Source organism: Pseudomonas sp. Sample_21 (genome assembly GCF_004307525.1).
GTDB classification, from domain to species: domain Bacteria; phylum Pseudomonadota; class Gammaproteobacteria; order Pseudomonadales; family Pseudomonadaceae; genus Aquipseudomonas; species Aquipseudomonas atacamensis.
The window spans coordinates 202,199-227,640 of the sequence record NZ_RCNZ01000138.1 but is presented as its reverse complement, the minus strand read 5'-3'; the positions used below and the strand labels follow the sequence as shown (position 1 = coordinate 227,640).

Annotated in this window: 22 protein-coding genes and 1 pseudogene; 7 read left to right on the top strand and 16 right to left on the bottom strand. The window is 60.5% G+C overall.

Annotated features, from left to right (window positions below):
• Positions 1–107 precede the first annotated feature (107 nt).
• The 3 genes from D8U71_RS26920 to D8U71_RS26910 form a co-directional block, all read right to left on the bottom strand.
• A complete protein-coding gene (locus tag D8U71_RS26920; RefSeq protein WP_130889106.1) occupies positions 108–1,031 on the bottom strand; it encodes an SdiA-regulated domain-containing protein in 924 nt (307 codons plus the stop codon).
• Positions 1,032–1,345: 314 nt separating this feature from the next.
• On the bottom strand, positions 1,346–2,011 hold the full coding sequence (locus D8U71_RS26915) for a fumarylacetoacetate hydrolase family protein (protein WP_024014705.1): 666 nt from the start codon (positions 2,009–2,011) through the stop codon (positions 1,346–1,348).
• A gap of 41 nt (positions 2,012–2,052) precedes the next feature.
• Complete coding sequence (locus tag D8U71_RS26910; RefSeq protein ID WP_125925410.1) at positions 2,053–3,447, bottom strand: FAD-binding oxidoreductase; 1,395 nt, start codon at positions 3,445–3,447, stop codon at positions 2,053–2,055.
• Between the two features lie 205 nt (positions 3,448–3,652).
• Between D8U71_RS26910 and serA the strand changes: the two genes are divergently transcribed.
• Positions 3,653–4,882 carry a phosphoglycerate dehydrogenase gene (gene serA, locus D8U71_RS26900; protein WP_024014707.1) on the top strand — a complete coding sequence of 410 codons (1,230 nt, stop codon included), beginning with the start codon at positions 3,653–3,655 and terminating at the stop codon, positions 4,880–4,882.
• 122 nt (positions 4,883–5,004) lie between these two features.
• Here serA and D8U71_RS26895 read toward each other — a convergent pair whose 3' ends face one another.
• Entirely contained in the window at positions 5,005–5,430 is a 426-nt protein-coding gene (locus tag D8U71_RS26895; RefSeq protein ID WP_024014708.1) for a DUF4399 domain-containing protein, read from the bottom strand.
• 135 nt (positions 5,431–5,565) lie between these two features.
• On the opposite strand from D8U71_RS26895, the gene D8U71_RS26890 reads away from it, so the two are divergent.
• Positions 5,566–6,129, top strand: a complete 564-nt coding sequence (locus tag D8U71_RS26890) for a transporter substrate-binding domain-containing protein (protein ID WP_125925409.1) — start codon at positions 5,566–5,568, stop codon at positions 6,127–6,129.
• Between the two features lie 224 nt (positions 6,130–6,353).
• Here D8U71_RS26890 and D8U71_RS26885 read toward each other — a convergent pair whose 3' ends face one another.
• Complete coding sequence (locus tag D8U71_RS26885) at positions 6,354–6,839, bottom strand: DUF523 domain-containing protein (protein WP_130889105.1); 486 nt, start codon at positions 6,837–6,839, stop codon at positions 6,354–6,356.
• A 2-nt stretch (positions 6,840–6,841) separates the two neighbouring features.
• Complete coding sequence (locus D8U71_RS26880) at positions 6,842–7,474, bottom strand: 2OG-Fe(II) oxygenase (RefSeq protein WP_130889104.1); 633 nt, start codon at positions 7,472–7,474, stop codon at positions 6,842–6,844.
• A 108-nt stretch (positions 7,475–7,582) separates the two neighbouring features.
• Between D8U71_RS26880 and D8U71_RS26875 the strand changes: the two genes are divergently transcribed.
• The gene (locus tag D8U71_RS26875) at positions 7,583–8,314 is read left to right on the top strand and encodes a DUF2059 domain-containing protein (RefSeq protein WP_123441772.1); all 732 of its coding nucleotides are present in this window, start codon (positions 7,583–7,585) and stop codon (positions 8,312–8,314) included.
• Positions 8,315–8,418: 104 nt separating this feature from the next.
• Here D8U71_RS26875 and D8U71_RS26870 read toward each other — a convergent pair whose 3' ends face one another.
• The gene (locus tag D8U71_RS26870) at positions 8,419–9,366 is read right to left on the bottom strand and encodes an alpha/beta hydrolase (protein ID WP_024014713.1); all 948 of its coding nucleotides are present in this window, start codon (positions 9,364–9,366) and stop codon (positions 8,419–8,421) included.
• A gap of 99 nt (positions 9,367–9,465) precedes the next feature.
• Here D8U71_RS26870 and D8U71_RS26865 point away from each other — a divergent pair, with 99 nt between their 5' ends.
• Both D8U71_RS26865 and D8U71_RS26860 read left to right on the top strand, forming a co-directional pair.
• The gene (locus D8U71_RS26865) at positions 9,466–10,044 is read left to right on the top strand and encodes a DUF6436 domain-containing protein (RefSeq protein ID WP_130889103.1); all 579 of its coding nucleotides are present in this window, start codon (positions 9,466–9,468) and stop codon (positions 10,042–10,044) included.
• A 102-nt stretch (positions 10,045–10,146) separates the two neighbouring features.
• Positions 10,147–12,555: a penicillin acylase family protein gene (locus tag D8U71_RS26860; RefSeq protein ID WP_130889102.1), complete on the top strand. Its 2,409-nt coding sequence runs from the start codon at positions 10,147–10,149 to the stop codon at positions 12,553–12,555.
• Positions 12,556–12,756: 201 nt separating this feature from the next.
• Here the strand turns inward: D8U71_RS26860 and D8U71_RS26855 are convergent, their stop codons facing one another.
• Positions 12,757–13,722 (bottom strand): GlxA family transcriptional regulator, encoded by a 966-nt coding sequence (locus tag D8U71_RS26855; protein WP_125916743.1) that lies wholly within the window; start codon positions 13,720–13,722, stop codon positions 12,757–12,759.
• 312 nt (positions 13,723–14,034) lie between these two features.
• Between D8U71_RS26855 and D8U71_RS26850 the strand changes: the two genes are divergently transcribed.
• Positions 14,035–14,676, top strand: a complete 642-nt coding sequence (locus D8U71_RS26850; RefSeq protein ID WP_130889101.1) for an HD domain-containing protein — start codon at positions 14,035–14,037, stop codon at positions 14,674–14,676.
• Positions 14,677–14,850: 174 nt separating this feature from the next.
• On the opposite strand, the gene D8U71_RS26845 is transcribed toward D8U71_RS26850, so the two are convergent.
• From D8U71_RS26845 to D8U71_RS28710, 8 genes and pseudogenes are all read right to left on the bottom strand, one after another.
• Entirely contained in the window at positions 14,851–15,741 is an 891-nt protein-coding gene (locus D8U71_RS26845) for an ABC transporter permease subunit (protein WP_130889100.1), read from the bottom strand.
• On the bottom strand, positions 15,738–16,619 hold the full coding sequence (locus D8U71_RS26840) for an ABC transporter permease subunit (protein WP_177421658.1): 882 nt from the start codon (positions 16,617–16,619) through the stop codon (positions 15,738–15,740). The genes D8U71_RS26845 and D8U71_RS26840 overlap by 4 nt, the downstream gene beginning before the upstream one ends.
• 35 nt (positions 16,620–16,654) lie before the next feature.
• Positions 16,655–17,797, bottom strand: a complete 1,143-nt coding sequence (gene potA / locus D8U71_RS26835; protein WP_016772662.1) for a polyamine ABC transporter ATP-binding protein — start codon at positions 17,795–17,797, stop codon at positions 16,655–16,657.
• 63 nt (positions 17,798–17,860) lie between these two features.
• Positions 17,861–18,958: a polyamine ABC transporter substrate-binding protein gene (locus tag D8U71_RS26830; protein WP_038860901.1), complete on the bottom strand. Its 1,098-nt coding sequence runs from the start codon at positions 18,956–18,958 to the stop codon at positions 17,861–17,863.
• A 186-nt stretch (positions 18,959–19,144) separates the two neighbouring features.
• Positions 19,145–20,257, bottom strand: a complete 1,113-nt coding sequence (locus tag D8U71_RS26825; protein ID WP_016772660.1) for a polyamine ABC transporter substrate-binding protein — start codon at positions 20,255–20,257, stop codon at positions 19,145–19,147.
• A gap of 171 nt (positions 20,258–20,428) precedes the next feature.
• A complete protein-coding gene (locus tag D8U71_RS26820) occupies positions 20,429–21,793 on the bottom strand; it encodes an aspartate aminotransferase family protein (RefSeq protein ID WP_071172173.1) in 1,365 nt (454 codons plus the stop codon).
• Positions 21,794–21,849: 56 nt separating this feature from the next.
• Complete coding sequence (locus D8U71_RS26815) at positions 21,850–23,208, bottom strand: glutamine synthetase family protein (RefSeq protein ID WP_016772658.1); 1,359 nt, start codon at positions 23,206–23,208, stop codon at positions 21,850–21,852.
• 333 nt (positions 23,209–23,541) lie between these two features.
• Positions 23,542–23,658, bottom strand: a pseudogene (locus D8U71_RS28710) (gamma-glutamyl-gamma-aminobutyrate hydrolase family protein); the annotation flags it as partial.
• A 278-nt stretch (positions 23,659–23,936) separates the two neighbouring features.
• On the opposite strand from D8U71_RS28710, the gene D8U71_RS26810 reads away from it, so the two are divergent.
• A complete protein-coding gene (locus D8U71_RS26810) occupies positions 23,937–25,313 on the top strand; it encodes a glutamine synthetase family protein (RefSeq protein ID WP_016772657.1) in 1,377 nt (458 codons plus the stop codon).
• The last annotated feature ends 129 nt before the right edge of the window (positions 25,314–25,442 follow it).

Here is a 25,442-nt window from a genome sequence, read left to right as displayed (position 1 = left end):
TCGGATTCATGACAGGCCGATGAAATATCACGCCCGTCTGAATTGAAGCTTAATGGCCACTTGCCCGCCACGACAACCGCACAATTACGCGATTGTCGTAGGGAAAATTACCGGTGTTTTTCGAATCGGTAGAACAGGTTCGGTTCGCTGACCATGTACAGCGTGCCTTCCTCATCCATGGTCATGCCTTCGGCGCGGGGGATGGTGTCTTTCAGACCGTTGAAATTGCCGAGCAATGTCATGAAGCTGACTTGCTTGCCGGCTTCGTCCAGTTCCAGCAACAGGTGCGAATCGGCGGACAACACCAGCAGATGGCCAGTGCGCGGATCGACAGCCAGCGCCGACAGGTTGCGCAGATCCAGCTGATCGCTGGCCAGTTTCTGCTTGTCGCCCTGCAGGGTCTGGCCGCCATCGCTTTTCCAGGTGAACAGCGCCGGGGGGCGTTCCTCCCCCAGAATAAGTCGCTGATTGCGCGGATCCCACGTGATGGCCTCAAAAGCCTTGTTCTGATCTTTCGACGGCCCGAGGTCGTATTTGGGGAAATCGGCGATGTTCAGCTCACGAGTCGCGGCATCGACCTTGACGATCGACAGCGTATGCTCACGCTCATCGACAATGGCCAGCAAACCGTTTTCCATGACCGTCAAGCCTTCCGGATTACTCCAGCCCACCAACGGCATCTTGCGCAACACGTCGCCCTGAAGCGTCAGCTCGACCAGAAAGGCATTCTTGCCCATCACCGCAAACAGGGTCCTGGTCTGCGGGTTGTAGGCCAGATCCGAAGCTTCGTCCTTCTCCATGCCCGGCAGCGGCTTGGCATCGATCACCACCTGATAGTCCGGCAGCCACACGCTCTCCTTCTGCTCGGCCTTGCTCTCGAAGCGCTCCAGCACCCACAGCACGCCGCGATCATCCCAATGCATGGCGAACGCCAGCCCATAGGCTGCGGCGATGACCAGCAACAGCCAGACATACCAGCGCAGGACGAAGCGCGAACGGAAGGGGGATTTCTGCTGAGTTGAAGATGCCATCAAGGGATGCGTTCCGTTAATTCAGGCCAAGGGTAATAGCACAAAGAGGCCGGCTGAGACGCCAGAATCGCGGGAATTATCCAGAGAGGATGTGAAAAAAACGGGAAATGGCGGGATTGCCGTGTGCATTTGCCAGCAGCAACACATTACAGATATGGAATGGCCCTTGTGGCGAGGGGATTCATCCCCGTTGGACTGCGCAGCAGGCCCCTCTTTAAGATCAAGAGGGGCCCGCTTCGCGCGCCAACGGGGCGGTGCGACGTTTCGCTAAACCCCCTCACCACAAAGCTCACCCCCTACAAGGGGTTCTGCGGTTAGCGCACGCTGCTGCTGAAGCTGCTCGCCCCCGGCAGTTCGAGGACGATTTCATCGCCGACGTTCAGCGGGCCGACGCCCACTGGCGTGCCGGTGAGGATCACGTCGCCGGCCTGCAGCGAGAAGCAGCCGGCCATGTGCTGGATCATCGGCACGATAGGGTTGAGCATCGCGCTGCTGTTGCCGTCCTGGCGCACTTCGCCGTTGATGGTCAGGCGGATGCCGATGTCGGTCAGGTCAGCGAAGGTGCTGCCGACCACGAACGGCGCGATCACCGCCGCGCCGTCGAACGACTTGGCGATTTCCCACGGCAGGCCCTTGGCTTTCAGCTCGGCCTGCTTGTCGCGCAGGGTCAGGTCCAGCGCCGGGGCGAAGCCGGAGATCGCATCGAGGACTTCTTCACGGCTTGGCTTGGTCGACAGCGGCTTGCCGATCAACACGGCGATTTCCGCTTCGTAGTGCACCGAACCACGCTCGGTCGGAATGCTGAACCCGCCTTCCAGCGGCACCACGCAACTGCCCGGCTTGATGAACAGCAGCGGCTCGGTCGGCACCGGATTGTCCAGTTCCTTGGCGTGTTCGGCGTAATTGCGGCCAATGCACACGACTTTCCCGATCGGGAAGTGAATGCGCGTGCCGTCGACGTACTGGTGCTGATAGCTCATTTACCGACTCCTGCCTTTATTGATTCAACAGAGATTACCGATCAAACCGGGAAAATCTTGCCCGGGTTCATGATGCCGTTCGGGTCGAACACTGCCTTGACCGCTTTCATGTACTCGATCTCGGCCGGCGAGCGGCTGTAGGTCAGGTAATCACGCTTGGTCATACCGACGCCGTGCTCGGCCGAGATCGAGCCGTTGTACTTCTCGACGGTTTCGAACACCCACTTGTTGACGGTGGCGCACTTGGCGAAGAACTCGTCCTTGCTCAGGTTTTCCGGCTTGAGGATGTTCAGGTGCAGATTGCCGTCGCCGATGTGGCCGAACCAGACGATTTCGAAATCCGGGTAGTGCTCGCCAACGATCGCGTCGATTTCGCGCAGGAACGCCGGCACTTTCGAGACGGTAACCGAGATGTCGTTCTTGTACGGCGTCCAGTGGGAGATGGTTTCGGAGATGTACTCGCGCAGCTTCCACAGATTGTGCAGCTGGGTTTCGCTCTGGCTCATCACGCCGTCGAGCACCCAGCCCTGTTCTACGCAGTGTTCGAAGGTCTCCAGCGCGCTGTTGGCCACTTCTTCGGTGGTCGCTTCGAATTCCAGCAGGGCGTAGAACGGGCACTCGGTCTCGAATGGCGCCGGCACGTCACCACGGCCCATGACCTTGGCCAAGGCCTTGTCGGAGAAGAATTCGAACGCCGTCAGGTCGAGTTTGCCTTGGAAGGCGTGCAGCACCGGCATGATCGAATCGAAATCGGCGGTGCCGAGGACCATGGCGGTGAGGTTTTTCGGCGCGCGATCGAGGCGCATGGTCGCTTCGACAACGAAACCGAGGGTGCCTTCGGCACCGATGAACAGCTGACGCAGGTCGTAACCGGTGGCGTTCTTGATCAGGTCCTTGTTCAGTTCCAGCACGTCGCCCTTGCCGGTGACGACTTTCATGCCGGCCACCCAGTTGCGGGTCATGCCATAGCGAATCACTTTGATCCCGCCGGCGTTGGTGCCGATATTGCCGCCAATCTGGCTGGAACCCGCCGAGGCGAAGTCGACCGGATAGTACAGGCCGTTTTCCTCGGCGACGTTCTGCAGATGCTCAGTGACCACACCCGGCTGGCACACGGCGGTGCGATCGGTGAGGTTGACGTCGAGAATCTGGTTCATGTAATCGAACGAAACCACCACTTCGCCATTGGCCGCCACTGCTGCGGCGGACAGCCCGGTGCGCCCGCCGGATGGCACCAGCGCAATTTTGTGGGAATTGGCCCAACGCACCACGGCCTGCACTTGCTCGATGGTCTTGGGAAACACGATGGCGCTCGGCGCCGGCGCGAAATGCTTGGTCCAATCCTTGCCGTAAGTGTTCAGGGAGTCGGCGTCAGTGAGGACTTTGCCAGGCTCAACCAGGGTCTTCAGTTCATCAATCAGCGCAGGATTGGTCATCGACAGAACTCTCGAACAATTCATGGTCATCCTGAGAACGCTTCACGTCGCAGGAATGAGTGTTTAGCGGGGTGGCTATGCTAGCATACCGACCCCGCAGGACAGTGCCCAAGGCCAGATCCGCGGTGACGGCTTTGTTGCCGTGCGGGTCAGCTCCAGGCTGCTCCCTCCCTGCCATTTTTCTCCGGGATACAGGTTTACGCAGATGAGCAAGACTTCTCTCGATAAGAGCAAGATCAAGTTCCTTCTTCTCGAAGGCGTCCACCAATCGGCTGTCGACGTCCTCAAGGCGGCGGGCTACACCAGCATCGAATACCTGACTGGTTCCTTGCCGGAAGCCCAGCTCAAGGAAAAGATCGCTGACGCTCACTTCATCGGCATCCGCTCGCGCACGCAACTGACCGAAGAGATCTTCGATCACGCGAAGAAACTGGTCGCGGTCGGCTGTTTCTGCATCGGCACCAACCAGGTTGACCTCAGTGCGGCCCGCGAGCGCGGTATTGCCGTGTTCAACGCGCCGTACTCCAACACCCGTTCCGTAGCCGAGCTGGTACTGGCCGAAGCGATCCTGCTGCTGCGCGGCATCCCTGAGAAGAATGCATCCTGCCACCGTGGCGGCTGGATCAAGTCCGCCGCCAACTCGTTCGAGATCCGTGGCAAGAAGCTGGGCATCGTCGGCTACGGCTCGATCGGCACGCAGTTGTCGGTGCTGGCTGAAGGCCTGGGCATGCAGGTGTTCTTCTATGACACCGTGACCAAGCTGCCACTGGGCAACGCTACGCAGGTCAACAACCTGCACGAGCTGCTGGGCATGTCCGACATCGTCACCCTGCACGTCCCGGAAACCGCCGCCACTCAGTGGATGATCGGCGAGAAGGAAATCCGCGCCATCAAAAAGGGCGGCATCCTGATCAACGCCGCGCGCGGCACCGTGGTCGAGCTCGACGCCCTGGCGGACGCGATCAAGGACAAGCACCTGATCGGCGCGGCCATCGACGTGTTCCCGGTGGAACCACGCTCTAACGACGAAGAGTTCGAAAGCCCGCTGCGTGGCCTCGACAACGTGATCCTGACCCCGCACATCGGCGGCTCGACCGCCGAAGCGCAAGCCAACATCGGTCTGGAAGTGGCGGAAAAACTGGTCAAGTACAGCGACAACGGTACTTCGGTGTCGTCGGTCAACTTCCCGGAAGTGGCCCTGCCGGCTCACCCTGGCAAGCACCGCCTGCTGCACATCCACGAGAACATCCCGGGTGTGATGAGCGAGATCAACAAGGTTTTCGCCGAAAACGGCATCAACATCTCCGGTCAGTTCCTGCAGACCAACGAGAAAGTCGGTTACGTGGTGATCGACGTCGACGCCGAATACTCGGAGCTGGCGCAAGAGAAACTGCAACACGTCAACGGCACTATCCGTAGCCGTGTTCTCTTCTGAAGAAGCAGCGGCAAGCTTCAAGCTACTAGCGGCAAGTGAACAGCGCTTTTGCTTTACCTTGCCGCTTGCAGCCAGCCACTTGAAGCTGAATTAAAAAAGGGAGCCCCGCAGGGCTCCCTTTTTTATTTCACGTTGACCGTGATTTTTTCCGAAACGATCGATGGGTCGAACGGCATGTGGCCGCTGTCGCCGAGGATCAATTGCAAGGTGTGCTTGCCCGGGGCCAGTTTGATCGTGGCTTCGGTCTGCGCCTTGCCGAAATGCATGTGATGGGCGTCAGTCGGGATCGGCGCGCCTTCGGCCGGCAGGTCGTCGACGTCGATCAGCAGGTGATGGTGGCCGGTGTTCTTGGTGGTGTCACCCGCCGGGGCCAGCGCGATGTTCTTGACGCCGAACTTGACCTTGAATTCCTGCGAGACGGTAGCGCCGTCCTCGGGAGAAACGATGAACACTTCAGCATCCTTCGGCGCCGGTGTCGCCGCACTGGCCAGCACCGAAACACCCATCAGCACACCGGCCAACGCTGCACGTGACAAAAAGCTTTTCATTTTCTTCTCCAGTTTTTCCGTAAAATCCGCACGGTCATGACAACTTCATGACCATTCGTTGTCGAAGGCACTCGACAACCATAGCAAAGCGAGCCTGAATCAGAGCGTCGCGATAATGATTTCAAAGGAGTGACCATGCGCCTGCTGCCTGGCCTGATCTGCCTGCTACCCCTTCTGAGCCCGCTGGCTCACGCCGAACTGATTGATGACGTCAACGACCGTGGCGAGCTGCGCATAGCCCTTGAGGCTAATACACCGCCCTTCAATTACAAGGAAGGCGACACCCTCACGGGGTTCGAGGTCGAGCTTGGGCAACTTCTGGCCCAGGAGCTGGATGTACGCGCCGACTTCATCGTCACCGACGAGGGCGACCTGCTCCAGGGCGTTGAAAGCGGCAAGTACGACGTCGCGCTCAACCACATAGCACTGACACCCGAACTCAAGGATCGTTTCGACTTCAGCGAGCCGTACGGCGAGGTTGATGGGCAATTGTTGGCGAAGAAGGACGAGACGCCGCGGCCGATGGTGCTGGTGCAGGCGTTGACCGAAGCGAAGCCGAAAGCGGCAGCGCCGGTGGAATTGGCGATACCGTTTCAGAAGGGTAATCCGGCGTTTCAGGCCAGCCTCAAGAGCGCGCTGGAACGGATCAAGGCGGATGGGCGGTTGGCGGCGTTGTCCGAGAAGTGGTTGAAACCGTAAGAGTCCCTCACCCTAACCCTCTCCCGGAGGGAGAGGGAACTGATCCGGGGATGCTTTAGAGGTACGCCGACTTGGGATTGCTATACCGAATCCGAAATCGACTGATCATGGCTTTGTCGAATCCCTGGTCGCCAAGGTCTTTCAGGTCGATGGACAGCGCCAGACACCTCGGTCGGCCCCCTCTCCCCCCGGGAGAGGGCTGGGGTGAGGGCAACGATGGCGGATCAGTCCAAAGCCGCCAGAGTCACCGCCGCCTCAGCCAGCTCAAGCTCACTGAACACCCGAACCCCATGACGCTTGAGCAACGCCGCCGTCACCCCCTCGCCACTGACTCTGACCCCTCTGAAGGTGCCGTCATACGTCAGCAGATTCCCGCAAGAAGGACTGTTGGCCTTGAGCACCGCCACCCGAATGCCGTGCTTTTGCACCAGTTCCAGCGCTCGCCGCGCCCCCTCGAGAAACTGCGCGCTGACATCCTCGCCATCGGTAGTGATCACAGCAGCAGTGCCATCCAGCACCTCACCGCCCTGCCCGCCGGGAATCTCCGCCGCCGCCCGCGGCGTCGGCAATCCACCGGCCACCTCCGGACACAACGGCACTACCCGCCCTTCTTCGATCCATTGCTCAAGCAGATCAAACGGCCCGCTCGCACCACCGTCATAACGCACGCGATGGCCCAACAGGCAGCGACTGACCAGGATCTTTTCCATGTTCAGAACGGCTCGTTGCCACGGCGACGAAACCAGCCAGTCAGCGACAGGCGCTCGCGATGGGCCGGCAACACTTCGTGGGGCACTTCGCCGGAGAGAAACACCACCAGACACCCGCCGGTCGGCTGTACGTCATGCACGCGCTCATCGCCCAGGTACATGCGCAACTGGCCACCGTCCTCCGGCAACCAGGCCTCGTTGAGGTAAATGACGGCCGAGACCATGCGCCGGTCATCATCGCGAAAGCGATCAACGTGCTTGAGGTAAAACGCGCCGGGCGGGTACAGGGCGAAATGGCATTCGAAATCCTCAAGCCCCAGAAACAAGCCGCGATTAAGTGCCTCGCGCAGACTGTCCATCAGGCTCAGGTAACGGTCAGTGGCGTCGGCCTGACCCGGGTCGATCCACTGAATGTGATCGCCGCGAATACCTTCACGAATCTCCGAAAACGGCCCGCGTCCGACCGCCGCCGGCGCCAGCTCACCTTCGGCTTCACGTTTACGGCACTCGGCCGCCAGCGCACGGGTCAGATCGGCGGGCAGGAAGATGTTCTGCTGCGACCAGCCGTGTTCGGCCAGGTCGTCGACAATGCGTAACAGCAGCGGGTGTTCAGAGGATATCGGCATGGCGCGCATAGTATGCCGACGGCAACAAATCCGACAGAGCCACGCAGCGCCTTGCTACGAATTCTCGACAAGTACCGGCACCGCACGGACAATAGTCCGCTGCTGACAGGAGTCCCTATGCGCCGTTTGCTTTTTTCACTGTTGATGTTCTGCGTATTGCCCGCCTGGGCGGACGGCTTTGATCAGTTGTACAAGGTCGCCGGCTGGCCAGAACAACGCGCGCATTTCAACGATGCCCTGAGCGCCGCCCAGCAGCGCTATCAGAACAGCCTGCCGCCTGCGGTATTTCAGGCGCTGGTCAACAACAGCAATCAACGCTTTGCCGCGCAGGCCATGGATCAGCGTGCCGAAGCGCAACTGCGGCAGAAACTCGCCGACCCTAAACCCGCGCTGACCTTCTTCCAGTCACCGCTGGGCAAGAAAATCGTCGCCGCCGAATTGCTCGCAACCCGTCGCGATCAACTGGCAAAAAATGCTCAGGGCCTGCCGAAGATGCAGGCCAGCGACAGTCGCTTGCTGATCATCGGCCATCTCGCCCAGGCCCTGCCAGCCCGTGAGGCGGGCGCCGAGGTCAGCCTGGCGATTGCCGGCGTAGCGGCGGACAGCTTGAGTTCGATGATCCCGGGACTGCTCGGCGGTGGACAGGCGCAGGGCATGTTGAACGGTCAGCGCCAGCGCCTGATGGATCAGATCGGCGCCGATCTGAACAACACGCTGCTCTATGTCTATCGCGACTTGTCGGATGAAGAGCTGGAAGAGTTCGCGACATTTGCCGAGTCGACCGAGGGCAAGGCTTACTACCAGGCGGCACTGGCGGCGATTCGGGCGGGGTTGGCGGTCGGCCAGTGATGTTCGTTACTTGAAAGATCGCATTCGCGAGCAGGCTCGCTCCCACAGTTGTAACGCATTGCCCTGTGGGAGCGAGCCTGCTCGCGAAGAGGCCCTCCCAGGCACTAGAGATTCCGGCCCCTGATCCGCTTGCTCAAGAATTCGAAATACTCCTCACGCATCTCCGCCGTTTCATTGGCCAGGTGATGCCGTGCCTCGGCCAGAAGCAGAATCTGCGGCCGGTCGAACTTCCATTTCAACACCTGCAGATTGTGCTGCCAGTCGACAGTCATGTCCGCCTGCCCCTGAATGATCAGCGGCCGTCGCGGACTTTTTTTCGCGTGCTCGACGCGGATGATCCAGCGCGACAGCGCGCCCACCCATTTCGTCGGCAGGCGTCTTGGCTGTAACGGATCGGCCTGCAGAAACGGCAGGAAATCCGGATCGTTGGAGTTCTCGCTGAAGCGTCGCGCGACCCCGCGTACAAACGGCCGCAGCAGGTAATAACTCAACTGCGACCAGCCCCACGCCCTCGGCCTTACCAATGGCGCCAGCAGAATCACCTGCCCCTGCGCCGGGCTGTTCTCGCCATGGTTGAGCAGGTGATCGACGACAATCGCGCCACCGGTGCTTTGCCCGCACAAATGCCAAGGCTGCGGCAGCGCGATCGAGTTCGCTTCAGCAAACAGCGCCTGCAACACGTCCTGGTATTCAGAGAAATCACGAATGCTTGCCCGTGGCCCGCTCGACAGACCATGGCCCGGCAAGTCGCAGGCGATCACGGCGAAATCCTGATCCAGCGCCCATTCGATCACATGCCGGTACAGGCCGATGTGATCGTAGTAACCGTGCAGCAGAAACAGCGTCGCCTTGACCTTCTCCGGCCACCAGCAATGGCTGACCAGCTCGTAGCCATCGACCTCGAAACGACCCATGCCGCGCCAGACATCGCGCTCGGCGAAGTCGGTCTTGTAGAAGCGCTGATAAGCCTTCGCCTCATCCGATAACGGCTGCCACTCGGCCAATGGCTTGAGGCTCGCGCGTAAATGATCGGGGTCGAAAGTATCAGGCATGCGCACATTCCAAAGCGGTAAACGGACTTTATCGGCCTGCGATATTCATCTGTCGGAGCAAGCATGGCAAGCTAGCCAACCTTTTCAGATTCCGAAATCATGCGTTCGCCCTACCGCACCGCACTGTTCGCCAGCCTGCTCGCGCTGATCTGCGCCGGGGTGCTGTGGGCGGCGTATGACTGGTTTCAGGGCCGCTATCTGCGCGCGTTCAGCGAACATACGGCGGTATTTTCCGGTGACCCGCTGCGCCTGCCGGACAACCTCGCCGGGCCGGGCAATATCCGCCTGGTGCACTTCTGGGACCCGGCCTGCCCGTGCAACGTCGGTAATCAACAGCACCTGAGCGAGATGGTCGAACAGTTCGGTCCTCGCGGCGTGGAGTTCTTCGCCGTGCAAAAGCCCGGCAGCCACGGCCAGTTGCCCGCCACCCTCGCCAGCCTGAAAACCATCATCGTCCTGCCCGGCGCCGAACAGATCCCCGCCAGCCCCGCCGTGGCGATCTGGGATCGTAGCGGCAAACTCGCCTACTTCGGCCCGTACAGCGCAGGCCTGACCTGCAACTCCAGCAACAGCTTTATCGAACCGATCCTGCATGCCCTGACGGAAGATCGCCCGGTCAATGCCACGCATACGCTGGCGGTGGGGTGTTATTGCCCGTGGCCGGCGGACGCGAAGTAAGGCATTCCGGACTTTTCAAGGACAGCGCTGCACCGCACAGATGCTCTGTGCTAAATGTTTGCAGCCCGACGGGCGGCCTTCCCGCCTGCACAAGGAGTCACCATGAAGCGTGCGTTGATCGTCGTTGCCTTGCTCATCGTTGTCCTGCTCGGCGCCGCCGGCGGGTATATCTACAGCAAACAGCCGACGCGCCAGGGCCAGGTCGAGTTGCGCAACCTGCAAGGCTCAGTGACCGTGCGCTATGACGAGCGCGGTGTGCCGCATATCCGCGCCGAGAACGAAACCGACCTCTATCGCGCCCTCGGTTATGTGCACGCGCAGGACCGCTTGTTCCAGATGGAAGCCATGCGCCGCCTCGCCCGGGGCGAGCTGGCCGAAGTGCTCGGGCCGAAACTGCTCGACACCGACAAACTGTTTCGCAGCCTGCGCATTCGCGAGCGTGCGGCCAGTTACGTCGCCAGCCTCGACAAGCAGTCGCCGGCGTGGAAGGGCCTGCAAGCCTATCTGGACGGCATCAACCAATATCAGGACAGCCACGCCGCGCCGATCGAGTTCGACGTGCTGGGCATCCCCAAGCGGCCGTTCACGGCCGAAGACAGCATCAGCGTCGCCGGTTACATGGCCTACAGCTTTGCCGCCGCGTTTCGCACCGAGCCGCTGCTGACCTACGTACGCGATCAGCTCGGCGCCGATTACCTCGATGTGTTCGATCTCGAATGGCAGGCCAAAGGCGTTCTGGCCACCGATTACACCCGGCACGCACCGGCCCTTGCCGCCGGCGACTGGCAGGACCTCACCGCCCTCGCCCGCCTCAGCGAACAGGCGCTGCTCGACAACGGCCTGCCGCAGTTCGAGGGCAGCAACGCCTGGGTGATTGCCGGCAGCCGCAGCCAGAGTGGCAAGCCGTTGCTGGCCGGCGATCCGCATATCCGTTTCTCGGTGCCGTCGGTGTGGTACGAGGCGCAGCTGTCGGCGCCGGGTTTCGAGTTGTACGGCCATCATCAGGCGCTGGTGCCGTTCGCGTTTCTGGGGCACAACCTCGATTTCGGCTGGAGCCTGACCATGTTCCAGAACGACGATCTCGATCTGATCGCCGAGAAGGTCAACCCGGACAATCCCAATCAGGTCTGGTATCGCGGCCAGTGGACCGAGATGCTCGTCAGCGAACAACAGATCAATGTAAAGGGGCAGGCGCCGGTGACTCTCATCTTGCGCCAGTCCCCGCACGGCCCCATCGTCAACGATGCCCTCGGCAGCGCCGCCGGCAAGACCCCGATCGCGATGTGGTGGGCCTTCCTCGAAACACCCAACCCGATCCTCGACGGTTTCTACCAGCTCAACCGCGCCGACACGTTGGCCAAGGCCCGCGCGGCAGCGGCCAAGGTGCAGGCGCCGGGTCTGAATCTGGTGTACGCCAATGCCAAGGGCGATATCGCCTGGTGGGCCTCGGCCCTGCTGCCCAAACGTCCGGCCGGGGTGAAACCGGGCTTCATCCTCGACGGGAGCACGCCCGAGGCGGACAAGGACGGCTACTACCCGTTCAGCGCCAACCCGCAGGAAGAGAACCCGGCGCGCGGCTATATCGTCTCGGCCAACTTCCAGCCCGTGTCGCCGACCGGCATGGAGATTCCCGGTTACTACAACCTTGCCGATCGTGGTCAGCAGCTTGACCGTCAGCTCAGCGACAACCGGGTGAAGTGGAGCAACGAGGCCAACCAAAAACTGCAATTGGGCACGGCGACCGGTTACGGCCCGCGTCTGTTGGCGCCGCTGTTGCCGGTGTTGCGTGAGGTGGTCAGTGATCCGGCGCAACTGAAACTGGTCGAGCAGCTGCCGCAGTGGCCCGGCGACTATCCGCTGAATTCCGTCAGCGCGACGCTGTTCAACCAATTCCTCTACGACCTTGCCGATGCGGCGATGCGCGATGAGTTGGGCAATGACTTCTTCGAAACACTGCTGTCGACGAGGGTGATCGATTCGGCGCTGCCACGCCTGGCGGCCAAGGCGGATTCACCGTGGTGGGACAATCGCAGCACGCCAGCCAAAGAAACCCGCGCCGATGTCGTGCGCACGGCGTGGGCGGCAAGCATGGCGCATCTGAAACTGACCCTCGGCGATAACGTGGCCGGTTGGCAGTGGGGCGCGGCGCACACCCTCACCCACGGCCATCCGCTGGGGCAGCAGAAGCCGCTGGACCGCCTGTTCAACGTCGGCCCGTTCGCAGCGCCGGGCAGCCACGAAGTGCCGAACAACCTCTCGGCGAAGATCGGCCCGGCGCCATGGCCGGTGACCTATGGACCGTCGACGCGACGTCTGGTGGATTTCGCCGATCCGGTGCATGGCCTGACGATCAACCCGGTCGGCCAGAGTGGCGTGCCTTTGGACACTCACTATGACGACCAGGCCGAGGCGTATGTGGAGGGGATTTATGTGCAGGCGCATTTCAGCGAGGAAGAGGTGCTGGCGAATACGCGCAGTACGTTGAAGCTGCTGCCTGCGCGCAAGCCCTGAAGAGCCCCTCACCCTAGCCCTCTCCCAGAGGGAGAGGGGACCGATTGGGGGATATTCATGAGAAACGCCGACGTGAAAGATTGGCGCCGAATCCATAATCGATAAGGTCTTTCAGGTCGATATAACACGCCAGACACTGCAGTCGGCTCCCTCTCCCTCTGGGAGAGGGCTGGGGTGAGGGCTTTCGAGCTCAAGCCCGGATCAAACATTCAGCGCAAAATTCATCCGAAACTGCTGCGGCGTCACGCCTAATCTGCGGTTGAACACACTGCGCATATGCTGCGCATCACGAAACCCGCACTGATAGGCCACGGTCTTCAGCGGCGCCGTGGTGCTTTCCAGCATGACCCGCGCCGCATCCACCCGCGCCCGTTCGACAAACTCCGCCGGGGTCACTTTCGCTTCCCGCGCAAACACCCGCGAGAAATTGCGCGCACTCATGTTCGCCGCATTGGCCAGATCGGCGATCGTCAGATCGCCAGTGAGATTGGCCAGCACATACAACTGCACCAGCGCCACCGCTGACGTCGGCTCGGCATGCGGCGTGAGGAACGGGCTGAACTGCGATTGCCCGCCCGAGCGCTGGGTGAACACCACCAGCCGTTTCGCCACACTCAGCGCGACCTCGGCACCGTGGTCGCGCGCCAGCAGGTACAGCGACAGATCGATGCCCGCCGTGACCCCGGCCGAAGTGTAGAGCGTGGCGTCCTCGACATACAGGCGATCCGCTTCGACCCGCGTGGTCGGGCACAACTGCGCCAACGCCTCGGCATCGTTCCAGTGCGTGGTGACAGTGCGCCCCTCGAGCAAACCGGCGCGGGCGAGCATGAACGCGCCATTGCAGATCGAGCCGAAACGCCGGGCGCGGCCACAGGCTTCACGCAGCCAGGCATCGAACGTGGGGCCAAAATCCATGAACGGCAACTGCGGGCCACCGGCGACCAGCAACAGGTCAGGGCTATCCTTTGCTTCGCTGAAGTGACGATGGGCGTTCAGGCTCATTCCGTTGGAACAGGCCATCGGTCCATGCTCGACGCCGATCACTTGCAAGCGATAGTGATCCTGCGGCGCAAGAAAGCGGTTGGCTTCGGCGAACACGTCCATCGGGCCGCTGACGTCCAGTGACTGCACGCCGGGGAACACCACAATGGCGACGGATTTGTTCATGACTGAAACGTCCTCAATACCTGTGGCAAACACACAAACCCGTGGGAGCGAGCTTGCTCGCGAAGAGGCCAACACACGCAACATAGCTGTCGAATGAGAAACCGCTTTCGCGAGCAAGCTCGCTCCCACATGGGCCATGTCCAACTGGTTGATCGAGCTAACCCTGGCCAGCCCACACCCGACAAGTGAGCTTGGCACGATTTGCAGGTGCAATGGCAAGGATCGCAGCCATGACTCGATTGTTCGCTTGGCGCGCGGGGAACAGACTTTCTCCAGCAGCGCCACGACGGCGTTTTCGACGAGGAAACCGTTATGACCAGCACCATCGCCGGCATCAAGATCCCTGACAGCGCCCTCGCCCGGGCCACCACCGAATACATCCGCGACATCGAATCCGAACTGCTTTATCACCACTCGCGCCGGGTGTTTCTGTTCGGTGCCTTGAGCGGCGAGCGCCAGCAATTGGCCTATAACCCGGAGCTGCTGTATGTCGGCGCGATGTTCCACGACCTTGGTCTGGTCGCAGGTCATCGCAGCGATGACGAGCGCTTTGAAGTGGACGGCGCAAATGCCGCCGCAGCCTTTCTCACACCGTACGGGCTGAGCGACGACGATATCGAGCAAGTCTGGCTGTCGATCGCATTGCACACCACGCCGGGCGTACCCAGGCATCTGCGCCCGACCGTCGCGCTGGTGACGGCCGGGGTGGAGATGGACGTGCTGGGCATGGACTACGCGGCGTTCAGCAGCGTGCAGCGCGAAGCCGTGGTGCATGCGCATCCGCGTGGGGAGGGTTTCAAGGAGTGCATCATCTGCGCGTTTGCCGACGGCTTGCGTCATCGACCGCAGACCACGTTTGGCAATGTGAAGACCGATGTGCTGGTGGATCAGGAGCCGGGGTTCAAACCGATGAATTTCGTCGAGGTCATCCGCCAGTCTCCCTGGACTGCTTAAAACCAGATTTGGAACTGGGCTCTGTGGCGAGGGGATTTATCCCCGTTGGGTTGCGAAGCGACCCCCAAAAAAAGGCCTGCTGCGCAGTCCATCGGGGATAAATTCCCTCACCACAAAAGCCCGCTCCCACATTTTGATTTGGGTTGGCCTCGGGAATGAAACCAACCCGCCGGCTCACACAGTCTGTGGCGCAGGCGCGCGGCGTGCGTCCGGTTGCTTCCACGAATCAGCCGCGCTTTCTTCGATGGCTTGCTGGATGGCTTTCTTGCGGGCTTCTTCGGCGCGGCGGCTGAAGAACCAGACGAGGAAGGTCACCAGCGACACCGCCAGCAGAATCAGGCTGGCCACGGCGTTGATTTCCGGTTTCACACCCAGGCGCACGGCCGAGAACACTTCCATCGGCAGCGTCGTCGAACCCGGGCCGGACACGAAGCTCGCCAGCACCAGGTCATCCAGCGACAGCGCGAACGACATCATCCCGCCCGCCGCCAGCGACGGCGCGATCATCGGGATGGTGATCAGGAAGAACACCTTCCACGGCCGCGCGCCCAGGTCCATCGCCGCCTCTTCGATCGACAGGTCCAGCTCACGCAAGCGCGCCGACACCACCACCGCCACATACGCCGCGCAGAACGTGGTGTGGGCGATCCAGATGGTGACGATGCCGCGCTCCTGCGGCCAGCCGATCATCTGCGCCATGGCCACGAACAGCAGCAACAGCGACAGACCGGTGATCACTTCCGGCATCACCAGTGGCGCAGTCACCAGGCCGCCAAACAGCGTGCGGCCCTTGAAGTGGGTGATGCGCGTCAGCACGAACGCTGCCAGGGTACCCAGCGCCACCGCAGCGATCGCGGTGTAGCAGGCGATTTCCAGCGAGCGCAGCACCGAGCCCATCAGTTGCGAGTTGTCGAGCAGGCCGACGTACCACTTGATCGACCAGCCACCCCACACCGTCACCAGTTTCGAGGCGTTGAACGAGTAGATCACCAGGATCAGCATCGGCAGATAGATGAACAGCAGACCCAATACCAGCATCAGGCTGGAGAAACGGAAGCGCTTCATTCTTTACCCTCCATTTCCTTGGCCTGACTGCGGTTGAACAGAATGATCGGCACAATCAGGATCGCCAGCATCACTACCGCCAGCGCGGACGCCACCGGCCAGTCGCGGTTGTTGAAGAATTCTTGCCACAGCACCTTACCGATCATCAGGGTTTCCGGGCCGCCGAGCAGTTCCGGGATCACGAACTCGCCGACCACCGGAATGAACACCAGCATGCAGCCGGCAATGATGCCGTTCTTGGACAGCGGAATGGTGATCTTCCAGAAGCTGTTGAACGTGCTCGAACCCAGATCAGACGCGGCTTCCAGCAGACTCTGATCGTGTTTGACCAGGTTGGCGTAGAGCGGCAGGATCATGAACGGCAGGTACGAATAGACAATCCCGATGTACACCGCCAGGTTGGTATTGAGAATCTGCAGCGGCTCGTCGATCAGGCCCATGCTCATCAGGAAGCCGTTGAGCAGGCCGTTGTTGCTGAGGATGCCCATCCACGCGTAGACGCGGATCAGGATCGCCGTCCAGGTCGGCATCATGATCAGCAGCACCAGCACCGTTTGCAGCTCTTTGCGCGCGCTGGCGATGGCGTAGGCCATCGGATAGCCGATCAGCAGGCAGAGCACGGTGCTGATAAAGGCCATTTTCAGCGAGCCGAGATAGGCGGCGATGTACAGCTCGTCGTCGCCAAGCAACGCGTAGTTGCCCAGGTTGAGCAGCACTTGCAGCTTCTGCTCGGCGTAGGTGTAGATCTCGGTGTAAGGCGGGATCGCCACGTCGGCTTCGGCGAAGCTGATCTTCAGGACGATGAAGAACGGCAGCATGAAGAACAGGAACAGCCAGATGAACGGCACCCCGATGACCATCTGCCGGCCATTGGGGATGATTCGGTTTATACGGCGTTTGAATTTGCGCATGTTCATGAGCGAAGCACCACGCCGCTATCGTCTTCCCACCACACGTAGACCTGATCGCCCCAGGTCGGACGCGCGCCGCGACGTTCGGCGTTGGCGACGAACGACTGCACCAGTTTGCCGCTCGGCAATTCGACGTAGAACACCGAGTGTCCGCCCAGATAAGCGATGTCGTGGACCTTGCCGCTCGACCAGTTGTACTCGCAGGTCGGCATGTCGGCGGTGACCAGCAGCTTCTCCGGACGAATCGCGTAGGTGACCGACTTGTCCTGCACCGAGGTGCTGATGCCGTGGCCGACGTAGATCTGCCGGTCGAGGTCCTTGCAGGTGATGGTCGCGTGGCCTTCGGCGTCGTCGATCACTTCGCCTTCGAAGATGTTGACGTTGCCGATGAATTCGCAGACCAGACGGCTGGTCGGTGTTTCGTAGATGTCGATCGGGCTGCCGATCTGCGCGATCCAGCCCAGGTGCATGATCGCGATGCGCTCGGCCATGGTCATGGCCTCTTCCTGGTCGTGGGTCACCATCACGCAGGTCACGCCGACGCGCTCGATGATTTCCACCAGTTCCAGTTGCATCTGCGAACGCAGTTTCTTGTCCAGTGCGCCCATCGGTTCGTCGAGCAGCAACAGCTTCGGGCGCTTGGCCAGCGAGCGGGCCAGGGCCACGCGCTGACGCTGACCGCCGGACAGTTGATGCGGCTTGCGCTTGGCATACTGGCTCATCTGCACCAGCTTGAGCATCTCGGCCACGCGGGCGTCGATTTCAGCCTTGGGAATCTTGTCCTGCTGCAGGCCGAAGGCGATGTTCTGCGCCACGGTCATGTGCGGGAACAAAGCGTAAGACTGGAACATCATGTTGATCGGACGGTCGTACGGCGGCATGTCGGTGATGTCGACGCCGTCGAGGAAAATCCGCCCTTCCGTGGGCCGTTCGAAGCCTGCAAGCATCCGTAGCAAGGTGGATTTGCCCGATCCCGAACCCCCGAGCAGAGCAAAAATTTCGCCCTTCTTGATTTCCAGGGACACGTCGTCCACGGCAATCGTCTCGTCGAACTTCTTCGTGACCCGGTCGATTTTGACCAGCACCTGTTTTGGTGTCTGGTCGCCCTCGAGGGCTTTCTTGTAGGCGCCGGAGGCAACTGCCATTTACGAAACTCCCAACAGAAGCAGCAGTTCGCCCCGCAAGACGAACCCTGGATAGTTTGTGCGTTATTTGCCCGACTTGACCTTGGTCCAGCTGCGGGTCATCAAACGCTGAATATTGGCTGGCAACTCGGTCGACACGTAGGTCTTGTCGAGGACTGCTTGCGGTGGGTAAACCGCTTCATCGGTGCGAATGGATTGTTCCATCAGCTTGTCCGAACCCGGGTTGGGGTTGGCGTAACCGACGTAATCACTGACCTGGGCGATCACCTCAGGTTTCAGCAAATAGTTGATGAAGGCGTGGGCTTCCTTGACGTTGGACGAATCCTTGGGGATCGCCAGCATGTCGAACCACAGCGCGCCGCCCTCTTTCGGAATCGAATAGGCGATGTTGACGCCCTTCTTGGCTTCCTCGGCACGGTTCTTCGCCTGGAAGATATCGCCGGAGAAACCGATGGCCACGCAGATGTCGCCGTTGGCCAGATCGCCGATGTACTTCGAGGAATGGAAATAGGTCACGTAGGGACGCACCGCGAGCAGCTTGGCGGTGGCCTTTTCGTAGTCCTTGGTGTTGGTGCTGTTGGCGTTCAGGCCCAGGTAATTGAGCATGGTCGGCATCATTTCATCAGCCGAATCGAGGAACGCGACACCGCAGCTGTGCAGCTTCTTGATGTTTTCCGGCTCGAACAGCACGGCCCAGGAATCGATCTTGTCGATACCGAGCACGGCTTTGACTTTGTCGACGTTGTAGCCAATGCCGTTGGTGCCCCACAGATACGGCACGGCGTAGAGGTTGCCGGGGTCGTTCTGTTCCAGGCGCTTGAGCAGCACCGGGTCGAGGTTGGAATAATTCGGCAGCTGCGCCTTGTCGAGCTTCTGGAACGCGCCCGCCTTGATCTGCTTGCCAAGGAAGTGGTTCGACGGCACGACCACGTCGTAACCGGTGCGCCCGGCGAGCAGCTTGCCTTCCAGGGTTTCGTTGGAGTCGAAAACGTCGTAGACCGGTTTGATCCCGGTCTCTTTCTCGAAGTCGGCCAGGGTCGATTCGCCGATGTAATCGGACCAGTTATAAATATGCACCGTACCGGCGGCCTGGGCTCCGACAGCGATTGTCAGGCCGGCAGCGGCCAGCAGGGCTTTGCGCAAAGAAGAAAATACAGGCAAGTGGAGGTCCTCTAAATGGATTGGGCCCAAGTTGCCCCGCGCTGCATGACAGCCATGGCTGCCCGACAACAAAACCGGCGCGCAACTTACCCTCGAAAAACCGATCCAGCAAAACTTTCTGTCATTTAATTATCCGCTGGCCGCCGCCGCGACGACGACGGCCAGTGGTTGTGGCGACAAACCGGCTTATTTGCCCGATTTGATCTTGGTCCAGCTACGGGTGATCAGACGCAGTGTGGCGGCGTCCAGATCGCTGATCGCATAGAGCTGCTTCTTCACTTCAGCCGACGGGTAAATGCTCGGGTCGCTGGTGATGTCCTTATCCACCATAGGCGTCGCCGCCTTGTTGCCGTTCGGGAAACGCACGGCGTTGGTGATGCCGGCCATCACTTGCGGCTCCATCAGGTAGTTCATGAACTTGTAGGCGGCTTCGACGTTTTCGGCATCCTTGGGAATGGCGACCATGTCATAGAAAGTACCGGCGCCTTCTTTCGGAATGGTGTAGGCCAGTTTGACCTTGTCACCGGCTTCCTGGGCGCGGGTCTTGGATTGCTCCAGGTCACCCGAGTAACCGACGGCGACGCAGATGTTGCCGTTGGCCAGGTCGGAGATGTACTTGGAAGAGTGGAAGTAGGCGACCGACGGACGGATCTTCAGGAACAGGTCTTCGGCGGCTTTCAGGTCAGCCTTGTCCTTGCTGTTGGTCGGCTTGCCCAGATAGTGCAATGCCGCCGGAATCATTTCGGTCGGGGCATCGAGGAAGCTCACACCGCAGCTTTTGAGTTTCTCGATGTTTTCAGGCTTGAACACCACGTCCCACGAATCGATCTTGTCGATGCCCAGCGCAGCCTTGACCTTGGCCGGGTTGTAGCCGATGCCGATCGAGCCCCACATGTACGGGAAGGCGTGTTTGTTGCCCTGGTCGCTGGCATCGCCAACGGCCTTGAGCAGATCTTCGTCGAGGTTTTTCCAGTTCGGCAGCTTGGACTTGTCCAGCTCCTGGTAAACGCCGGCCTTGATCTGCTTGGCGAGGAAATTGTTGGAAGGCACCACGATGTCGTAACCGGACTTGCCGGCCAGCAGCTTGGCTTCCAGGGTTTCGTTACTGTCGAAGACGTCGTAGACGACTTTGATCCCGGTGGCTTTTTCGAAGTTGGCCACGGTGTCCGGCGCGATGTAGTCGGACCAGTTGTAGACGTGCAGTACCTTGTCGTCCGCGTGCACCGCACCCGCCATCATGCCCGCCATGGACAGCGCGAGCAGAGTCTTGCCAGCTAGCTTTTTACCTAATGCCTTCATGCGTCATGCTCCAAATTTTTCTTTTTTGAACCACTTTGTTCAGCGGCCGAACCCGGACAACTGGAACCGCGGCTAGTCTGGCAAGATCCGAGGCGGTCTTTCAACAAAAGACCAGCCTTTCTGACAGCTTTGAGCGAGTGCGCCGCGGCTCCCCCGCCCAAAGCCTAGCACCTAGGCCTGTAGCGCACCGAGGGTCAGGTCCAGACACTTGCGTGCTTTTGTAACCAGCTCATCGATCTCCGCTTTGCTGATCACCAGCGGCGGCGCGATGATCATGGTGTCGCCCACCGCGCGCATGATCAGGCCGTTGTCGAAGCAGAACTGCCGGCAGATCATGCCCACACCCTTGCCTTCGTAACGCTTGCGCGTGGCCTTGTCCTGCACCAGCTCGATCGCCCCCAGCAGACCGACGCCGCGAACTTCACCCACCAACGGGTGATCGTTCAGCTCGCGCAGACGTTTCTGCAAATACGGTGCCGTTTCGTTGTGGGCGTTCTCGATAATTTTTTCATCGCGCAGGATGCGGATGTTTTCCAGGCCCACAGCGGCTGCCACCGGGTGGCCGGAGTAAGTGAAGCCATGGTTGAAATCGCCGCCTTCGTTGAGCACGGCCACCACCGAGTCACGCACGATCAACCCGCCCATCGGGATGTAGCCGGAGGTCAGGCCCTTGGCGATGGTCATCATGTGCGGCTTGAGGTCGTAGAAATCGCTACCGAACCACTCACCGGTACGGCCGAAGCCGCAGATCACTTCGTCGGCAACAAAGAGGATGTCGTACTTGGCGAGGATTTCCTTGATGCGCGGCCAGTAGGTATCAGGCGGAATGATCACGCCGCCGGCACCCTGGATCGGCTCGGCAATAAAGGCACCGACGTTGTCGACGCCGACCTCGAGAATCTTTTCTTCGAGCTGATTGGCCGCCCAGATGCCGAACTCTTCCGGCGACATGTCACCGCCTTCGGCGAACCAGTACGGCTGGGCGATGTGAACGATGCCCGGAATCGGCAGGTCGCCCTGCTCGTGCATATAGGTCATGCCGCCGAGGCTCGCGCCGGCCACGGTAGAACCGTGATAACCGTTCTTGCGGCTGATGATGACTTTCTTGTTCGGCTGGCCCTTGATCGCCCAGTAGTGGCGGACCATGCGCAACATGGTGTCGTTGCCTTCGGAGCCGGAACCGGTGAAGAACACGTGGTTCATGCCTTCTGGCGCCACGTCGGCAATCGACTTGGCCAGTTCCAGTGCCGGCGGGTGTGCGGTCTGGAAGAACAGGTTGTAGTACGGCAGTTCGCGCATCTGTTTGGCGGCGGCATCGGCCAGTTCATCGCGACCGTAACCGATCGCTACGCACCAGAGGCCGGCCATGCCGTCGAGGATCTTGTTGCCTTCGCTGTCCCACAGATAAACGCCCTTGGCGTTGGTGATGATCCGCGGGCCCTTCTCTTTCAGTTGCTTGAAGTCGCTGAACGGGGCCAGGTGGTGATCGCTGCTCAGCGCTTGCCACTCACGGGTTTGCGGGTTGTTGCTGGTCATGCCAGTTCTCCTTGTTATCGGTGAAGGCGCGACGGCTGGCCGCCGCGCCCGGCGCATCAGACGGCGAAGAGCAGGTACTCACGCTCCCAGGAACTGATCACGCGCTTGAAGTTTTCATGCTCGGCCCGCTTGACCGCGACGTAGCCGGTGATGAAGGTCTTGCCGAGGTACTTCTCGATGGTCGCGCTGTTTTCCATGCGTTCCAGCGCGTCCTCAATGGTCAGCGGCAGGCGCAGGTTGCGGCGCTCGTAACCACGGCCGACCACTGGCGCGCTCGGGTTCAGGCCCTCGACCATGCCGATGTAACCGCAGAGCAGGCTCGCGGCGATCGCCAGGTACGGGTTGGCGTCGGCGCCCGGCAGGCGGTTTTCCACGCGGCGGTTCTGCGGGCCGGCATCCGGTACGCGCAGGCCGACGGTACGGTTCTCTTCGCCCCACTCGACGTTCACCGGTGCCGATGTGTCCGGGAGGAAGCGGCGGAACGAGTTGACGTTCGGCGCGAACAGCGGCAACAGCTCGGGGATCAGCTTCTGCAAGCCACCGATGTGGTGCAGGAACAACTGGCTCATGGTCCCGTCTTCGTTGGAGAAGACGTTCTTGCCGGTCTGAATGTCGATGATGCTCTGGTGCAGGTGCATGGCGCTGCCCGGCTCGCCGGTCATCGGCTTGGCCATGAATGTCGCCGCTACGTCGTGCTTGAGCGCGGCTTCGCGCATGGTGCGCTTGAACACTAGAATCTGATCGGCCAGCGACAGGGCGTCACCGTGACGGAAGTTGATTTCCATCTGCGCGGTGCCGTCTTCGTGGATCAGCGTGTCGAGGTCCAACTCCTGCAATTCGCACCAGTCGTAGACGTCTTCGAACAGCGGGTCGAACTCGTTGGCCGCTTCAATGGAGAACGACTGCCGACCGATTTCCGGACGGCCCGAGCGGCCGATCGGCGGCTGCAACGGATAGTCGGGGTCGTCGCTGCGCTTGGTCAGGTAGAACTCCATTTCCGGCGCCACGATCGGCTGCCAGCCCTTGTCGGCATACAGCTTCAAGACCTTCTTGAGAACGTTGCGCGGCGACAGCTCGATCGGGTTGCCTTGCTTGTCGTAGGTGTCGTGGATCACCTGCGCGGTCGGCTCTATGGCCCACGGCACCAGGTACACGGCGTTCTGGTCGGGGCGGCAGATCATGTCAATGTCGGCCGGGTCGAGCAGTTCGTAATAGATGTCGTCTTCGACGTAGTCGCCGGTCACGGTCTGCAGCAGCACGCTCTCCGGCAGACGCATGCCTTTCTCGGCGATGAACTTGTTGGTCGGCGAGATCTTGCCCCGGGTAATACCGGTCAAGTCGCCGATCATGCATTCGACTTCTGTGATCTTGCGGTCTTTCAACCAATCGGTGAGCTGGTCGAGGTTGTTACTCATAAATGCCTCTGGGCTGAGTCTCCTGACGCGATGTCAGGCAATTTTGACGCTTGCGGCGTCGCGTTAAAGGGGGCTTGCTCGCGCAGTGCCGGCTTACGCCTGGCACCGCGCATAGACAATGAAAGAGGAGCTTACCTGCCCTTGACGCTGGCGTTGCATTTCCCGTGCACTTTGCAAACGTGCAGAATCACAAGCATGACGCTGAGTGCGGCACGGGCTTTGGGAGGGAAAGAGTTCTATAGTGAAAGGAGACGCCATAAAGCGGATGCTGTGCCCGACGTCCAGAATATCGGACGCTGCCGTTTTGCCGGATGTGGACGAGCGTGTCGTCGACAGGCTGCGCGCCTTGCTGGCTGCGCTACGGACGGATTGATCGCCACTGATGTGATGAGCATGCAGACCGGACTGTTGCGAGCAGTCGGTGATGCCGATTAACGGCAGGCGAGACATGAAGCACCCCGGTATTATTGCTGTTATGGGTTTGACCGGAGCTTAGCCTTGTTCATTTTTTTACACAACACCCCCGTAAAAAATACAACACGGCCTGCTCAAGCCCGCAGCTGAGCAACGTTCAAGGTTTGAAAAAACGCCCCAAAGTGCCCCATAAATGCCCTTCAAGCGCTTTTTCAGGGCAAAAAAGGCCTCGCTTGACTTCGGCAGGCCGTTCGGGTTGACTGAAACCAGAAAAGATCAATGATTGATATTTTTAACAACAAAGGTGTTGCATCATGTCGGTACCCCCGCGTGCCGTTCAGCTTAACGAAGCGAACGCGTTCCTTAAGGAACATCCTGAGGTTCTGTACGTTGACCTTCTGATTGCGGATATGAATGGTGTGGTGCGCGGCAAGCGCATCGAACGCACCAGCCTCCACAAGGTTTACGAGAAAGGCATCAACCTGCCGGCCTCTCTATTTGCTCTGGATATCAACGGCTCCACGGTGGAAAGCACCGGTCTGGGCCTGGACATCGGCGACGCCGATCGCATCTGCTATCCGATCCCCGATACCCTGTGCAACGAGCCATGGCAGAAGCGCCCGACCGCGCAGCTGTTGATGACCATGCACGAACTCGAAGGCGATCCGTTCTTCGCCGATCCCCGTGAAGTGCTGCGCCAGGTGGTGACCAAGTTCGACGAGCTCGGCCTGACCATCTGCGCCGCCTTCGAACTCGAGTTTTACCTGATCGACCAGGAAAACGTGAACGGCCGTCCGCAGCCGCCACGCTCGCCGATCTCCGGCAAACGCCCGCACTCGACGCAGGTCTACCTGATCGACGACCTCGACGAATACGTCGACTGCCTCCAGGACATTCTGGAAGGTGCCAAAGAGCAAGGCATCCCGGCCGATGCGATCGTCAAGGAAAGTGCCCCGGCGCAGTTCGAAGTGAACCTGCACCACGTCGCCGACCCGATCAAGGCCTGCGACTACGCCGTCCTGCTCAAGCGTCTGATCAAGAACATCGCCTACGACCATGAAATGGACACCACCTTCATGGCCAAGCCGTATCCGGGCCAGGCGGGCAATGGTCTGCACGTACACATTTCGATTCTGGACAAAGCCGGCAAAAACATTTTTGCCAGCGAGGATCCCGAGCAGAACGCCGCGCTGCGTCACGCGATCGGCGGTGTGCTCGAGACCCTGCCGGCGCAGATGGCTTTTCTCTGCCCGAACGTCAACTCCTACCGTCGCTTCGGCGCGCAGTTCTACGTACCGAACTCGCCGTGCTGGGGCCTGGACAACCGCACCGTGGCGATTCGCGTACCGACCGGCTCTGCCGATGCCGTACGTATCGAGCACCGCGTGGCCGGCGCCGACGCCAACCCGTACCTGCTGATGGCTTCGGTACTGGCCGGCGTGCACCACGGTCTGGTCAACAAGATCGAACCGGGCGCGCCTGTCGAAGGCAACAGCTACGAGCAGAACGAACAGAGCCTGCCGAACAACTTGCGCGATGCCCTGCGCGAGCTGGACGACAGCGAGGTGATGGCCAAGTACATCGATCCGAAGTACATCGATATCTTCGTCGCCTGCAAGGAAAGCGAGCTGGAGGAGTTCGAACACTCCATCTCCGACCTTGAGTACAACTGGTATCTGCATACCGTTTAAATGGTTTGCAGCTTCAAAAAAAACGCCGTTGGCTGATTCAGCCAGCGGCGTTTTTTTATGGCCGAACACAAAACCTGTGGCGAGGGGATTTATCCCCGTTGGGTTGCGAAGCAGCCCCAAATCCATCCC